Origin of the sequence: Polyangium sorediatum (assembly GCF_029946465.1) — a bacterium.
Lineage (GTDB): Bacteria > Myxococcota_A > Polyangia > Polyangiales > Polyangiaceae > Polyangium > Polyangium fumosum.
Genome location: NZ_JARZHI010000026.1, coordinates 79737 through 96702, shown reverse-complemented (window position 1 = coordinate 96702; position 16966 = coordinate 79737). Strand labels below are relative to the sequence as shown.

The 16966-nt window shown below is 68.0% G+C and carries 2 protein-coding genes (1 of these 2 running past the window's edge); both read left to right on the top strand.

What is annotated here, in order from left to right:
- Nucleotides 1-2432: the 3' portion of a type I polyketide synthase gene (locus tag QHF89_RS26735; RefSeq protein WP_136967724.1), read on the top strand. 21106 nt of this gene lie to the left of the window's left edge; the window shows 2432 of its 23538 coding nt (coding positions 21107-23538); its start codon lies off the left edge, out of view; the stop codon is at nt 2430-2432.
- On the top strand, nt 2429-16966 hold the full coding sequence (locus QHF89_RS26730) for a non-ribosomal peptide synthetase/type I polyketide synthase (protein WP_136967725.1): 14538 nt from the start codon (nt 2429-2431) through the stop codon (nt 16964-16966). Before QHF89_RS26735 ends, QHF89_RS26730 begins: the two co-directional genes overlap by 4 nt.

Below are 16966 nucleotides of genomic sequence, written 5' to 3'. Positions count from 1 at the left end.
AGCCCGGAGCGGATGAGGCCTCGGCGCTGCTCGCGGAACTCTTGTCGAGCGATGGCGAGGATCAGGTCGCGCTGCGGGAGGAGGGGCGCTGGGTGGCCCGCCTCGTCCGGAACTCCTTCCAATCCGATCGAGCCGCGAGCGCCCCCCGCCGGCTCGAGCCCGCGAAGGGCCGGCCATTCCGCCTCGAAATCTCGGAGCCGGGCGTGCTGGAGCGCCTCACGCTGCAGGGGATCGAGCGCCGCCCGCCCGGCCCTGGGCAGGTCGAGATCGAGGTGGACGTCGCGAGCCTGAACTTCATCGATGTCATGAAGGCCATGGGCATCTACCCTGGGCAGGGCGACGGCGCCGTTGCGCTCGGGAGCGAGTGCGCCGGCCGCGTCGTTCGTGTCGGTGAAGGCGTCGCCGATGCGATGGTCGGGCAGGACGTCCTCGCGCTCGCCTTGGAGGGCGCGAGCTCCCACGTGACCACGGATGCTCGTTTCGTTGTGCCGAGGCCCTCCTCGATCGGTATCGACGAGGCGAGCGCGATCCCGGTCGTTTACTTGACGGCATGGTATGCCCTCCGCCACGTGGGTCGCCTCTCCGCGGGCGAGCGGGTGCTCATCCATTCTGCCGCGGGGGGCACGGGCCTCGCCGCCATCCAGATTGCGAAGCTGCTCGGCGCGGAGATCTTCGCCACCGCGGGGTCTCCCGAGAAGCGCGAGATGCTGCGCGGCATGGGAATCCGCCACGTCATGGACTCCCGCACGCTCTCCTTCGCGGAGGAGGTGCTGGAGGTGACGCGTGGCGAGGGCGTGGACGTGGTGCTGAACTCGCTCGCGGGAGAGGCCATCACGAAAAGCATGTCGGTCCTCGCGCACGACGGGCGCTTCCTGGAGATCGGCAAGCGCGACATCTATGCGGACCGCCCGATGGGCCTTTCCCATTTCCGCAAGGCCCTCAGCTACTCCGCCATCGATCTTGGCGGCCTGCTCAACAGAAAACCGGCGCTCGTCAGCGCTCTCCTCCGCGAGGTGATGGCAGAAATCGAGGCGGGGAGGCTCGCGACCCTTCCTTGCCAGCGATTCCCCGCGTCGAGGGTCGAGGAAGCGTTCCGCTTGATGGCGCGGGGGCAACACGTCGGCAAGATCGTGGTCGACATGCGTGATCCGGAGGCCCGGATCGCGACATCCATGGGCGCGGCGCGATCGGGCATTCGTGCGGACGGCAGCTATCTGATCACCGGCGGTCTCGGCGGCCTCGGCTTGTCCGTGGCCGCGTGGATGGTCCGCGCGGGCGCACGTCATCTCGCGCTGCTCGGTCGCAATGGCCCCTCCGAGGCGGCGCGGGCCGCTATCTCCGCAATGGCGGAAGCGGGCGCAGAGGTGCGCGTCCTCCAGGCGGACGTCGCCCTTTGCGCGGATGTGGACCGTTCGCTCGCGGAGATCGAGCAGCACATGCCGCCGCTCCGCGGTGTCGTGCACGCGGCGGGAATCCTCGAGGATCATACCATCGTGGAGCTCTCCCGGGAGCACGTCCGGAACGTCATGGGTCCCAAGATGCAGGGCGTTTGGAACCTGCACACCCGGACGTCGCACAGGCCGCTCGACTTCTTCGTCCTCTACTCCTCGGCAGCCTCGCTGGTAGGCGCGCCGGGCCAGGCGAACTATGCGGCGGCCAATGCATTCCTGGACGCGTTCTCCCATCATCGGCGGACGCTGGGGCTGCCGGCGTTGTCGATCAACTGGGGACCTTTCTCCGAAGTGGGCCTCGCGGCGGCGCAGCAGAATCGCGAGCAGCGGCTCGTGAATCGAGGCATCAAGAGCCTCTCGCCGGCGCTCGGGCTCGAGGTGCTGGAGCGCCTGCTCGCGGGGGAGCATGCCCAGATAGGGGTGTTCGATCTCGACCTGCGCCAGTGGCTCGAGTTCTACCCGAGCGCGGCGGGAATGCCGCTCTGGTCCGAGCTCCAGCGTGAAGGGACGCGCGCGCAACCAGGCGCGGGCGAGGCGCTCAAGTTCCGGCAGACGCTGGCGACATCCCCGCCGGCCGAGCGTCCGGCGCTGCTCGGCCGCCTCCTCGCCGAGGAAATCGGCAGGGTGCTGCGATTGCCTGCCGCGAAGATCGATCCCCTGGCCGCGTTCAGCACCCTGGGTGTGGACTCCTTGATGAGCCTCGAGCTCCGCAATCGACTGGAGGTCAGCCTGGGCATCAAGCTCTCCGCGGCCCTCCTCTTCACGTATCCCAACATCACGTCCCTCGTGGATCACCTCTTGGACAAGATGGAGTTCCGCGCAGAGGCAAAAGCATCCGAGCCAGCAGACGTTATCGGACCTGTGGTCGAGCCCCTCGGGGGGGTCGACGCGGGCGCCGGTGCGGAAGAGCTCCCGGACGACGCGCTGCTGGCCGCGTTCGACGCATCGTTGAATCGTATCAAGACGGAAAAGCTGCGATGACCGCTTCTGTTCAAGAGTATGCCAATCGCCTGCGTGAGGCGATGCTGGTCCTCAAGCAAATGGAGTCGAAGCTCGAGGCCATGGAGCGCGAGCGGACGCAGCCGATTGCCATCATCGGCATGGGTTGCCGATTTCCTGGCGGCATCACGGGGCCGAATTCCTTCTGGAAGCTGCTCGAGCGCGGCGGCGACGCCATCACGGAGGTCCCCGCCGAGCGCTGGAGCCTCTCGGGCGTGGTAGATGGCGACGACGTGTCCGCCGAAGCGCGCGCCGTCCGCTGGGGAGCCTTCCTCAAGGACGTGGATCTCTTCGACGCGCAGTTCTTCGGGATCTCCCCGAGGGAGGCGATGAGCCTCGACCCACAGCAACGATTGCTCCTCGAGGTCACCTGGGAGGCCTTGGAGCACGCCGGTCAGGTCCCCGAGAGCCTCGTGGGGAGCCGGACAGGGGTGTTCGTGGGCATGTCGAGCAATGACTTTTCCCTTCTCAAGGCCACCGTCGGCAGCGCCAAGCGCGACGTGTACGACGTGACCGGCAATGGTCATTGCTTTCCTCCCGGACGTCTGTCCTATGTCCTCGATTTCCGTGGACCGAGCCTCGCGGTGGATACCGCCTGTTCCTCGTCGCTCGTGGCGATCCACCTCGCCTGCCAGAGTTTGCGGAATGGAGAGAGCGCGCTGGCCCTCGCGGGCGGCGTCAACCTGATGCTCTCCCCGACGATGACGGACCTCATTTCGACCACGGGTGCCCTCTCGCCTGACGGACGTTGCAAGACCTTCGACGCGCGGGCCAATGGATTCGTGCGCGGCGAGGGGTGCGGGGTCCTCGTTCTCAAGCGCCTCTCGGATGCCATGGCCGCTGGCGATCGTGTCCTCGCGGTGATCCGGGGCTCGGCGATGAACCAGGATGGCCGCTCCACGGGGCTCACTGCGCCCAACGTGCTCTCGCAGCAGGCACTCTTGCGGAGCGCGCTGGAGAGCGCCCGGGTCTCGGCCGCAGACATCGGTTACATCGAGACGCACGGGACGGGGACCTCGCTCGGAGATCCTATCGAGCTCGAGGCGCTCGGCGCGGTGCTCGGCGCGCCGCGCCTGGACGGCTCGGTCTGCGCGCTCGGGGCGCTGAAGACCAACGTAGGCCACCTCGAGGCAGCGGCGGGGGTCGCGTCGGTGATCAAGGTGGTGCTGTCCATGCAGCACCAAGCGATTCCAGGGAACCTACATTTCAAGAAGCTCAATCCGCGGATCAACCTCGATGGCATGCCGTTCGTCATTCCGACGGAGAAACTCGCATGGGGAGCGAGCGGCAAGGCGCGCCTCGCGGGGGTGAGCTCGTTCGGGATCAGCGGGACCAACGCGCATGTGGTCCTGGAAGAAGCGCCGCGTGCTGCCGGCGAGTCCGCCGCCGCCGATGCGTGGGTCGTCTTGCCGCTCTCGGCGAAGAGCCGCGAGGCACTCGCCGCCCTGGCCGAGGCGTATCGTAGGTCATGGGCCGACGGCGCGGCGGCGAGCCTACGCGATATCGCATATACCGCGAGTGTCCGGCGCAGCCACCACGCGCATCGGCTCGCGGTGGTGGGCCGGACGCGGGACGAGATCGCTGCATCGCTGGAGGCATTCACGCGAGGCGAGGCTGGCGCGGGGGTGGTGCATGGCGATGCTACGCCCGGCGCGCGTCCGAAGGTGGTGTTCGTGTATCCCGGTCAAGGATCGCAATGGGTAGGGATGGGGCGCCGGCTGCGGGAGGAGGAGCCGGCCTTCCGCGCCGCCCTCGATGCGTGTGACCAGGCGATCGCGCGCGAATCGGGCTTCTCCGTGATCGAGGAGCTCCACGCCGACGCCGAAAGGTCCAAGCTCGCGCAGATCGACGTCGTCCAGCCGGCGCTTTTTGCGATTGAGGTGGCCCTCACGGCATTGTGGCGATCGTGGGGCGTGGAGCCGGACGCCGTGGTCGGCCACAGCATGGGGGAGGTCGCCGCCGCGCACGTCTCCGGTGCGCTCAGCCTCGAGGACGCTGCGCGGATCATCTGCGGTCGCAGCAAGCTCTTGCGTCGCGTGAGCGGCCAGGGCGCGATGGCGCTCGTGGAGCTTTCGCTCCCGGAGGCGGAGGCGGCGATTCGGGGCTTCGAGGATCGATTGTCGGTGGCCGTCAGCAACAGTCCGCGGTCCACGGTCCTCTCCGGGGATCCCCGTGCGCTCGACGAGGTGGCCGCCCGGCTCACGCAAGAGGGCGTGTTTTGCCGGATGATCAAGGTCGACGTCGCCTCGCACAGCCCTCAGATGGATCCGCTGCTCCGGGACATCGTGGATTCGCTCGCGGCGCTGTCGCCGCGTGCTGCCCGCATCCCGATGTACTCCACCGTCACGGGCGTGGTGACCTCGGGCCCGGAGCTCACCGCCGAGTACTGGGGTCGCAACCTGCGGGCCCCGGTGCTGTTTTCCCAGAGCGTGCAGCGCCTCCTGCAGGAAGACCACACGCTGTTCGTGGAGATGAGCCCGCATCCGATCCTGGTGCCGGCGATCGAGGAGGCATTGCGGCACGGCGAGCGCACCGGCGTCGCGCTGCCTTCTTTCCGGCGGGAGCAGGACGAGCGGCGCGAGCTCCTTTTGTCGTTCGGGGCGCTCTACGCCCACGGTTTTGCCGTGGATTGGAAGCGCCTCTACCCGTCGGGCGGCCAATGCATCGCGCTGCCGACCTATCCATTCCAGCGGCAGCGATACTGGGTCGAGGCGCCCCCGCCCATGGACGCCGCCGCCGCGCGCCGCCTGCCGCTGCGCGACGAGGCCACCGGGCTCACTGCCGAATCGCACGCAAAGAGCGCGTCGGACGAGGAGGAGCCCTCCGATCGATGGCTGTATGAGCTCGCATGGCATCGCAAGGATCGCGCTGTGGAAGCTCCCGAAACGGGCGCGAAGCTGTCCACTGGCGCCTTCCTGCTGTGCATGGACCGGGGTGGGGCGGGCGCCGCGGTTTCGGCGCTCCTCGAGGCTCGGGGCGAAGCCTGCGTGCAGGTCCTCCCGGCGGAGCGATATGCGCGCATCCGCGAGGGGCTGTACGAGGTCGACGGGCGGGATCCTGAAGGCTATCGGGCCGTGCTCAGGGATGCCTTCGGCGCGGAGCGACCCTGCCGCGGCGTGATCCACATGGGGAGCCTCGACGCCACGCCGATCGAGCAGACGACGCCGGAGACGCTGCACGCGGATCAGCGACAGGGGACCGTGAGCGCGCTCCATCTCGCGCAGGCATTGCTCGGAGCCGGATGGCAAGGGCTTCCCCGGCTGCTTCTCGTGACACGTGGAGCGCAACCGGCAGGGTCCGCGGTGACGGCGCCCGCGCAGGCCCCGGTATGGGGCATCGGCCGGACCCTTTTGCTGGAGCACCCCGAGCTCCGCTGCACGCAGGTCGATCTGAGCCCGAAGCGAGGTGAGGACGAGGCGTCGGCGCTGCTCGGCGAGCTTGCCTCGATGGATGGGGAGGATCAGGTCGCCCTGCGCGAGGACGGGCGCTACGTGACCCGCCTCGTCCGAACCAGCGCGCGGACCACGAATGCGAACGGAATCGAGGGCCCCACGATTCGCTCGGACGGTTCCTATTTGATCACCGGTGGTCTCGGCGGGCTGGGGCTATCGATCGCGCAATGGATGGTCGAGAAGGGCGCGCGCCATGTGGTCCTGGTCGGTCGCAGCAAACCGACCGACGCGGCGCAGGCGGCCATTGTCGCCATGAAGGAGCGGGGCGCCGAGATCCGGGTCGTCGCAGCGGATGTCTCGCGGTCCGCCGACGTCGAGCGAATGTTCGAGGACATCGAGCGGCACGCGCCGCCGCTCCGGGGCGTCCTCCACGCGGCGGCGGTGATCGATGACCGCATGGCGCTGGAGCTCACCTGGGAGTCCTTCGAGAAGGTGATGGGCCCGAAGATCCTGGGCGCCTGGAACCTGCACACCCGGAGCTTGCGCTCGGGGCTGGACTTCTTCGTGCTGTATTCCTCGGCTGCTTCGCTGGTGGGCTCGCCCGGCCAGGGGAACTACGCGGCATCGAATACGTTCCTGGATGCGCTCGCGCACCACCGCCGGGCGCTCGGGCTCCCGGGGCTGTCCATCAACTGGGGACCGTTCTCCGAGGTGGGGCTCGCGGCGGCGCAGCAAAACCGCGGGGAAAGGTTATCGTATCGCGGGATCAAGAGCATCTCGCCCGAGGAGGGCGCGCACGTGCTCGAGCGTCTGCTTCGCGCGGGGCTCTGCCAAGCCGGCGTGCTCGATCTGAATCTGCAAAAATGGCTCGAATTTTATCCCGCCGCGGCGGGGAGGCCGTTGTGGTCGGTGCTCTCGCGCGAGGGTGACTCGGCGAAGCAGAATGCAGGGCAGGCAGCTCGCGTCCGCGACGCGCTCATGAATGCCGCACCCGAGGAGCGTCCGGCGCTCCTCGAGAGGCACATCATCGAGGAGCTCGGCAGGATCCTGCGCCTCCCCGCCGCGAACATCGATCGCCGCGCCGCGTTCGGCAGCCTGGGCGTCGACTCGCTCATGAGCCTGGAGCTCCGCAATCGACTGGCGACGAGCCTCGGGCTCAAGCTCCCGGCGACCCTGCTCCTCACCCATATCGACGTCGCGTCCTTGGGCCAGTCCCTGCTCGCGCAGCTCGCGCTCGATGCCAGCGAGGCCGAGGCCTCACCCCTCCCGGTTGCCCACGCGCCCGAGACGGCGCCGGCATCCGAGCAGGGGGGCTGGGCGCCGCTCTCGTATGGTCAGCGCGCCCTCTGGTTCCTGTACGAATCGGTCCCGGAGAGCACCGCATACAACGTCATCCCCGCGCTCCGCATCCGGGCTCGCCTGGACGTCGCGAGCTTGCGGCGGGCATTCCAGCAGCTCGCACGTCGCCACCCCTCGCTGCGCACGACCTATGCGCTGCGCGGAGAGGAGGTCCTTCAGCGCGTCGAGCCGAGCGTGGAGGTACCGTTCGATATCGTGGATACCTCCGGGTGGAGCGATCAGGAGCTCCCCCAGCGCGTCGCCGACGCCGCGCATCAGCGCTTGAACCTGGAGCGGGGCCAGATCCTGAAGGTAGAGCTCTTCTCGCGCTCGCCCGAGGATCACGTGCTCTTGATCGTCGTGCACCACGTCGCCGTCGATCTCTGGTCCCTCGGCGTGATCATGAAGGAGCTATCGGCGCTCTACGCGGCCGAAGTTCGGGGCGCACGTGCCGAGCTGCCCGCGCTCCCCGCCACGTACGTCGACTTCGCGCGCTGGCAGGTCGACATGCTGGCTGGCGCGGAGGGACAGCGGCACCTCGAATACTGGAAGAAGGAGCTCCGCGGCGAGCTGCCCGTGCTCCATTTGCCAACGGACAGGGCCAGACCGCCGGTGCAAACCTATCGTGGCGGCCTGCACATCTTCAGCCTGCCTCCGGAGCTCGCCAAGAGGATCAAGTCGTTCGCGCGCACCGAGGGCACGACGCTCTACACGCTCCTCCTCGCTGCCTTCAAGGTGCTGCTCCACCGGATCACCGGGCAGGGTGACCTCCTCGTGGGCTCCGCGGTGGCCGGGCGCAGCAGCGATCTCTTCCAATCGGTCGTCGGCTATTTCGTCAGCCCGGTCGTCCTGCGCTCCAACTTCGAGGACGACCCCACCTTCCGCGCCGCGCTGCACCGGATCACCCAGACCGTGCTCGGCGCGATCGAGCATCAGGATTACCCGTTCCTGCTCCTCGTGGAGCAGCTTCTGCCGTACCGGGATCCCTCGCGCACGCCCATGATCGACGTCATGTTCGTCCTGCAGCGATCCCATATCTTCGATGAGATGGCAGCGCTCGCGCTCGGCGACCCGAACGCGCGGCTCATGCTCGGGGACCTGGAGATGGAGTCCTTCTCCTTGCCCGAGCGGGAGGCGATGTTCGATATCACGATGATGATGGCCGAGGCGAAGGGCACGTTCTTCGCCTGGCTCCAGTACAACGCGGACCTGTTCGATGCCGCGACGATCGAGCGGATCGCGGGCCAGTTCGTGGTGTTGCTCGAGGGCATCGTGGAGACGCCGGAGCGCCGGGTCTCGGAGCTGCCGCTGCTCACGGAGGCCGAGCGGCAGCAGGTGATCTCGGCGTGGAACGAGACCGACACCGCATACCCGAAGGATCGCTGCGTCCACGAGCTCTTCGAGGCGCAGGCGGCGAGGACGCCGGACGCCGTGGCGGCGGTGTATGGCGAGCAGCGCATCTCGTATGGAGAGCTCGACCGGCGCGCCAATCGGCTCGCCCATCACCTGCGGTCGCTCGGGGTGGGGCCCGAGGTGCTCGTCGGCATTTGCATCGAGCGGTCGGTGGAAATGGTGGTGGGGCTGCTCGGGATCCTCAAGGCGGGAGGGGCGTACGTTCCGCTCGACCCGACCTATCCCAAGGAGCGACTCGCCTTCATGCTCCGGGACACGCGCGCGCCGGTGGTCATCACCCAGGTGCGATTCCAGGACCGGCTGCCCCAGCACGACGGCCACGTCGTCTACCTGGAAGAAGGCGACACGCTCCTCTCGGACCTACCCACGTCGAATCCGGCGTCGGGTACGACGTCGAGGAGCCTGGCGTATGTGATCTACACGTCGGGCTCGACGGGCCAGCCCAAAGGCGCCTCCATCGAGCACCGGTCTATCACGCGCCTGGTGCTCGATACCGATTACGTTCGGATCGACCCGACCGATCGTGTCGCCCAAGCGGCCAATTGCGCGTTCGACGCGGCCACGTTCGAGATATGGGGCCCCCTCTTGAACGGCGCCTCCATCGTCGGCCTGTCCCGCGACGTCACCCTGAACCCGCAGGAGCTCGCGCGGAAGCTACGGGAGACGGGGATCACCACGATCTTCCTCACCACGGCGCTCTTCAATCAGATCGCGCGTGACGCCCCACAGGCCTTCGCGACGGCGCGCGCCGTCCTGTTCGGGGGGGAAATGGTCGATCCGGGCTGCGTCCGCGAGGTGCTTTCGCACGGCGCTCCGGCGCGGCTGCTCCACGTCTATGGTCCGACAGAGACCACGACGTTCGCTTCCTGGCACCTCGTCGAGAATGTACCGGGGGACGCAGTGACCGTGCCCATTGGGCGGCCTATCGCGAACACCCGGCTCTATGTGCTGGACGCGCACATGCGACCCGTACCGATCGGCGTGCCGGGGGAGCTCTACATCGGCGGTCCGGGCGTGGCGCGCGGATACCTGAATCAGCCCGAGCTCACCGCCGCGAGGTTCGTGGAGGATCCTTTCTCGAATGAGCCCGGCGCGCGGCTGTACAAGACGGGTGACGTCTGCCGAAGGTCGCCGGACGGCGCGCTCGTGTACCTGAGGCGCGCCGATCAACAGGTGAAGATCCGCGGCTTCCGCATCGAGCTCGGGGAGATCGAGAGCGTGCTCCTGCAATACGCGGGTGTGAAGGACGCGGTGGTCGTGGCGCGGGAGGACACGCCCGGCGACCGGAGGCTCGTCGCCTATGTGGTCGCCGACCGGAGCCGCACCGCGCAGTCGGAGAAGGGCGCGGACCTCGCGAGCCAGCAGATCCAGGAGTGGTCGGCGCTCTACGACGATCTCTACCAAAAGCCGGCGCTGGGAGACGACGCTACGCTCAATACCATCGGCTGGGAGAGCAGCTATACGCGACAGCCCTACGCCGGGGAGCTCATGCGCGTTTGGCGGGACTGCACCGTGGCGCGCATTCGCGCCCTCGAGCCGCGCCGCGTCTGGGAGATCGGCTGCGGCACGGGGCTGCTCCTCTTGCAGCTCGCTCCGGGCTGTGACGCCTATCTGGGCACCGACTTCTCCGAGCCCGTCCTGCAGAAGCTCCGCCCGGAGCTCGTGATGCGCGGGCTCTCCCACGTGCGCCTGGAGCGCCGGGAGGCAAACGCATTCACCGGGGAGGACGCCGGGACGTATGACACCATCATCCTCAACTCGATCGTCCAGTACTTCCCGAGCTCGGCGTATCTGCGGGAGGTGATCGAGGGCGCCGTGCGGGCGGTCGGGCGCGGCGGCAGGGTGTTCCTGGGCGACATTCGCAATCAGGCCCTGCTCGAGGCGTTCCATGCCTCCGTCGAGCTCTATCGGGCCGCGCCGGACACGCCGGTCGCGACGCTGCGCGAGCGGTGGAGCCACGCCGTCGAGTCCGAGGGCGAATTGCTCGTCGCCCCTGATTTCTTTCGATCGCTCTGCGACGAAATCCCGAGGCTCACGCATGCCGAGATCTGGCTCAAGCGCGGTCGCGGCGACGATGAAATGACTCGCTACCGCTACGACGTCGTGCTCTTCGTCGAAGAGGAGCTGGAGGCGGTGAGCATCGATGCGTCGCGGCAGTGGGAGCGAAGCGACGACCTCACCTCGCTCTCGCAATGGTTGCGAGAGGCCCAGCCGCGCACGGCCGTGATCACGGGGATCCCGAGCGCGCGCGTGTACGCCGATTGTCACGCCATGGAGCTGCTCTCGAAGGACGAGGGGACCGCGGGCGAAATCGCCGCCCTCGCCGCCTCCGCTGCGGAAGGAGCCGTTTCGCCCGAGTCGCTAGGGGAGCTCGGGGAGAGTCTCGGGTACACGGTTCGCCTCACCTGGTCGGCTGCGTCGGGGCACTCTCATTTCGACGCGCTCCTCGAGCGAGACGCAATCGCGGCGAGGCCGAAGGCATGGCGCCCGGAGCCGGCGGCTTCGCGGAGCACGGCGCAAGGCGCCATCAACAATCCGCTCCGGTCGCGGCAGGCGGAGCTGCTCGTCCCGTCGCTCCGCGAGCTCGTGAAGCGCAAGCTGCCCGAGTACATGGCCCCGTCCGCGTACGTCGAGCTGGACGTGCTGCCGTTGACGCCGAACGGCAAGGTGGACCGCAAGGCGCTCCCAGCCCCCTCGCGGTCCCGATCCGAGGCGCAGGGCGATTACGTGGCACCGCGCTCCGCCAAGGAGGAGCTGCTGACCGCGATCTGGGGGGACGTCTTGCGCGTCGAGCGCGTCGGCGTGCACGATAACTTCTTCATGCTGGGAGGCGACTCCATCCTCGCCATTCGGGTCATGAGCAAGGCGCAGCAGGCAGGCCTCGCCCTTTCCGTGCGCCAGATGTTCGTGCACCAGACCATTGCGGGGCTCGCCGGAGTGGCCACCACTGCGGCCAGGCAGGAGGCCGATCAGGGGCCCGTCACCGGTCCCGTGGAGCTCTCCCCCATTCAGCGCTGGTTCTTCGACGAGGATCGCCCCGAGCCGCACCATTTCAATCAAGCCGTCCTGCTCGAGACGCGCGAGCGCATGGATCCGCGCCTCCTCGAGCGAGCCGTCGCGGAGCTCGTACGCCATCACGACGCGCTGCGACTCCGGTTCCTCCGCGAGGGCTCGTCGGTCCGCCAGATCAATGCCGGGCTCGACGAGAAGGTGGAGGTCGTGGAGATCGACCTTTCGGCGATAGCCGAGGAGCAGCAGGTGGCGGCCATCGAGGCGCGCGCTGCGGAGCTGCAGGCGAGCCTGCGGCTCGATGAAGGGCCGCTCCTCCGGGTCGCGCTGCTGGATCTCGGACCGGAACGGCCGGGCAGGCTGCTCTTCATCATTCATCACCTCGCGGTCGACAGCGTATCGTGGAGGATTCTGCTCGAGGACCTCGAGACCACGTATCGCCGACTGCGGAGCGGAGAGCTGCCGGAGCTACCCGCCAAGACGACGTCGTTCAAGGTGTGGTCGGAGCGTCTGTCGGCCCATGCGCGTACGGACGCGGTCCTCAGGGAGCTCGCGTTCTGGCAGGCGCTGCCCGCCGCCACTCCGCTGCCGGTGGACGCGGTGGGCGGCGCAAACACCGTGGCTTCCGAACGTCGCGTGGAGGTCGCGCTCGACGCGGAGGAAACCCGCGCGCTGCTCCAGGACGTGCCGTCGGTCTACCGCACGCAAATCAATGACGTACTCTTGACCGCGCTCGTCCGGGCGTTCGAGGCATGGACCGGCGAGCGCTCGCTGCGCTTCGATCTCGAGGGGCACGGCAGGGAGGAACTGTTCTCCGATCTCGACGTCTCGCGCACGGTCGGATGGTTCACTGCTCTGTTCCCGGTATCGATCGAGCTCCCAGGCTCGTCGCCGGGAGAGGCGTTGAAGAGCGTCAAGGAGCAGCTCCGGCGCATTCCGGAGCGGGGCGTGGGGTATGGCCTGCTCCGTTATCTCTCCCCTGAATCGAGGCTCCTTTCGCAGGGCGTCGAGCATCGGTCTCCTGAGGTCAGCTTCAACTACCTGGGACAGATGGACGCGAGCATGACCTCCTCGGAGCTCTTTCGCTGGACCAACGGGCCCACGGGCCCGCTGCACGGCCCGAACGTGCGCCGTGGCCATTGGATCGAGATCAATGGCTGGGTCGCCGAGGGGCGCCTCTCTGTCGTCTGGGCATACAGCGAAAACATCCACCGGCGGGAGACCATCGAGGCGTTGGCCCGGCGGTTCATGACGGAGCTACGCGCGCTCTTGGCGCATTGCCTCTCCCCAGAGGCCGGTGGCCGTACGCCGTCGGACTATTCGCTTTCGCATCTCACGCAGGCGGCGGTCGACCAGCTTGTCGGCCGGGGCCGCGAGGTGGAGGACCTCTATCCGCTGACGCCCGTGCAGCAGGGCATCCTCTATCACATCCTGCGCGAGCCCTCGTCGGGTGTGTACTTCAATCACATGACCTTCCGGATCGCCGGCCGGCTCGACGTCGAGGCGTTCCGCGCGGCCTGGCAACGCGCCCTCGATCGACACCCGATCCTGCGGACGAGCTTCGTCTGGGAGGGCGTGGAGGAGCCCTTGCAGGTGGTCCATTCCGGCGTCGAGCTGCCGTGGGTGGAGCATGATCTCCGCAGTCTTACGGCAGGCGAGAAGGAGGCTTTCCGCGCGACCTTCCTCGCGGAGGACCGCGCCCGCGGCTTCGATCCGGGGCGCGCCCCGATGCTTCGCTGCGCATTGCACCGGCTTTCGGAGGATGAGGTGGAGCTCATTTGGAGTCATAACCACCTCCTCCTGGACGGCTGGTCGATGGCGCGCGTCCTCAAGGAGGTCTTCGACGGCTATGAGGCGGCGCACCTGCGGAGCGCGGCGCGGCTGCCTTCGCCGCGTCCTTATCGCGACTACATCGCCTGGCTCGGGCAGCAAGATCCGGTACGCGACGAAACGTACTGGAGGCGTGCGCTCGAGGGCTTCTCCGAACCGACACCGCTTTTCGTCGAGCGTCCGAAAGGTTCTGTGGCGGCCCCCGCGAACCTGGCGCCCATGGAGGATCGCCGGCTGTCAGCCGATGCGACCGCCGCACTGGATCGGCTCGCGCGCACGGAGGGGCTGACGCTGAGCACATTGGCGCAGGGCGCGTGGGCGCTCCTCCTTTCGCATTACAGCGGCCAGAGCGACGTGGTCTTTGGCGCCACGATGTCGGGCCGCTCCGGTGGGCTCGACGGAATCGAGTCCATGGTCGGCATGTTCGTCAACACGCTGCCCGTCCGGGTGCGCGTGCCGCCGGACGCTGCCGTCCTATCCTGGCTGAAGCAGCTCCAGGAGCAGCAGGCCGAGATGCTCCCCCACGCGCACAGCGCGCTGTCCCGCGTGCAGGGATGGAGCGACGTCCCGCGCGGCCGAGCCCTGTTCGAGAGCTTGCTCGTCGTGGAGAACTATCCTGTCGATGCGTCGCTGCGGCAGGGATTGCACGGGCTCGCCATCAAGGAGGTCTGCACCATGGAGCAGACCAACTACCTCCTCACGGTGCTCGTCGTGCCCGGTCCCGAGCTGCTGCTCCGGATCGAGTATGCCGCGGACAGGTTCGATCCCGCGAGTGTTGCGCGGATGGTCGGCCATTTCGCGATCTTGATGGAGGGCCTCGCGGCGGCGCCGTCGCGGCGGGTCGCGGAGTTGCCGCTGCTCTCGCAGGCCGAGCGGCACGAGCTGCTCTTCGGATTCAACGACACCCGGACCGACGCCATTGTCGCGGATCGCGTGCACGAGCTGTTCGAGGCGCAGGCGCGGAGGACGCCCGACGCGGTGGCAGTGGAGTTCGAAGAGCAGGAGCTTTCGTATCGCGAGGTGAACCGAAAGGCCAACCAGGTCGCGCATCACCTGCGATCGCTGGGCGTGGGACCGGACGTGAATGTCGGGATCTGCGTCGAGCGTTCCATCGCGATGGTGGTAGGCCTGCTCGGCATTCTCAAGGCAGGCGGGGCCTATGTGCCCATCGACCCGCTCTCCCCGATGAAGCGCATCGTGTCGATGATCGAGGACGCGGCGGCGCCCGTGCTCCTGACGCAGGCGAGCCTTGCCCCGCGCCTCCCGGCGGGCGGAGCCAGGCTTATCTGCCTCGACGCGGACGAGGAGGTCCTTGGCCGCGAGCCGGCGCATGATCCGGCCCCGACCGGGACGCCGGACAGCCTGGCCTATATCATTTACACGTCCGGTTCGACCGGCGAGCCCAAGGGCGTGGCGATGCCGCACCGCGCGCTCGTCAACCTGCTCACCTGGCAGCTCCGCAGCTTTGGGAGCCCCGCCGCGACGCGCACGCTGCAATTCGCGTCGATGAACTTCGATGTCTCGTTCCAGGAGATCTTCTCCACCTGGAGCGCGGGCGGCACGCTCGTCCTGCTCCGTGACGAAGAACGGCGCGATCCGCTGGCGCTGCTCCGCAAGCTCGACGAGGCGCGCATCCAAAGGGCATTCTTGCCCCCCGTCGTGCTCCAGCAGATCGCCGAGGCGGCACCACGCGAAGAGATCCTCCCGAGGGCGCTCGGCGAGATCATCACTGCGGGCGAACAGCTCGTGATCACGCGCCCGATCATCCACCTCGTACGCGCCCTCCCGGGATGCGTCCTCCAGAACCATTACGGTCCTACGGAGGCGCACGTGGTCACGGCGTTCACCCTCCCCGAAGCATTGGAGCCCGGCCCGGCGCCGATCGGGCGGCCCATCGACAACGCGCAAATCTTCATCCTCGACGCGCGCATGGAGCCTGTGCCCGTGGGGATCCCCGGCGAGCTTTACATCGGCGGCGTGTGTCTGGCCCGGGGCTACTGGAGGCGTCCCGAGCTCACGCAGCAAAAATTCGTCGCCGATCCTCGCAGCGGCGAGCCTGGTACGCGCCTATACAAGACAGGGGATCGCGCGCGATATCGCGCCGATGGGACCATCGAGTTTTTGGGGCGTGCTGACAACCAGATCAAGATTCGTGGCTTCCGGATCGAGCTCGGGGAAATCGAGGTGGTGCTGGGCCAGCACCCGGACATCGACGAGGTCGTCGTCGTCGTGCACGGGGATTCGCCTCAGGACAAGCGCCTCACCGCGTACATCGTGGAGCGCGAGGGCGCTTCGCCCACCGCCGCGGAGCTGCGCGCTCACCTCCAGACCAAGCTGCCGGACTACATGATTCCCGCTGCATTCGTACGGCTCCCGGCCATGCCGCTCAGCCCGAACGGCAAGGTCGACAGGCGGGCGCTTCCGGCCCCGGAGCTGACGCGACCCGAGCGCGACGCCGATATGCTCGCCCCGCGGGACACCACGGAGCTCGCGCTCGTCAGGATCTGGGAGGAAATCCTCTCCGTCCACCCGATCGGCGTACACGACGACTTCTTCGCCCTCGGAGGGCATTCTCTGCTGGCCGTTCGCCTGATGACGCGCATCAAGGAGGAGCTCGGCCGCACCCTGCCGCTCGCGGCGCTGCTCGAGGGGCCGACCATCGAGGCCATGGCGCTCAAGCTCCGCGACCATCATGCATCAAAACGATGGTCGCCGCTCGTCACCCTCCAGCCGTCTGGCCGTGGGCGCCCGATCTTCTTCGTGCACCCCCTCGGAGGCATGGTCCTCTGCTACGCCGATCTGGCGCGCCACTTGGGCAATACGCGCCCGTTCTACGCGCTCCAGGCCCAGGGCTTCGACGACGGCCTGGAGCCTCTCACCCGGATCGAGGACATGGCCGCGCAGTACGTCGAGGCGCTGCGCGAGGTTCAGCCGAAGGGCCCCTATCTCCTGGGCGGCTGGTCGCTCGGCGGGACCATCGCATTCGAGATGGCCCAACAGCTTCTTGCCGCGGGGCAGGCGGTGGACCTGCTCGTCCTGCTCGATTCCGTGTGTCCCGACGCCGAGGCTCCGTTCGTGGTATTCGACACGGCGGAGGCGGACGTGTTTCTCGTCGCCGCGATGGCAAGGGGCCTCGGCGTGTCCTTCTCGGACACCGAGCTCTTTGGCCTCGATCCGGAGGCGCGCCTCGGCCGGGTGAAGGAACTCCTGGCGCAGGCGCGCGCCATCTCCCCGGGGCTCGACATGAACCGCCTGGCGTTGGCCGTGAAGAAACACGCATCGGCCATGTTCGATTACCGGCCCCGCCATTACCCTGGCCGCATCGTCTACCTGCGTCCCACGCAGCAGGTCCCCCCCGTACTCGGCAGGGAATCGCAGTTTCTCACGGATCCGAGCCTCCTGTGGGCGAAGCACACCGCGCAGCCCGTTGAAGTTCGCGACGTACCTGGAGACCACTTCTCGATGGTCATCGGCCCTCACGCTCGCACCCTCGCGGACGAGCTGGGGCGGTGCCTGCTCGAGGTTGATCCGTGA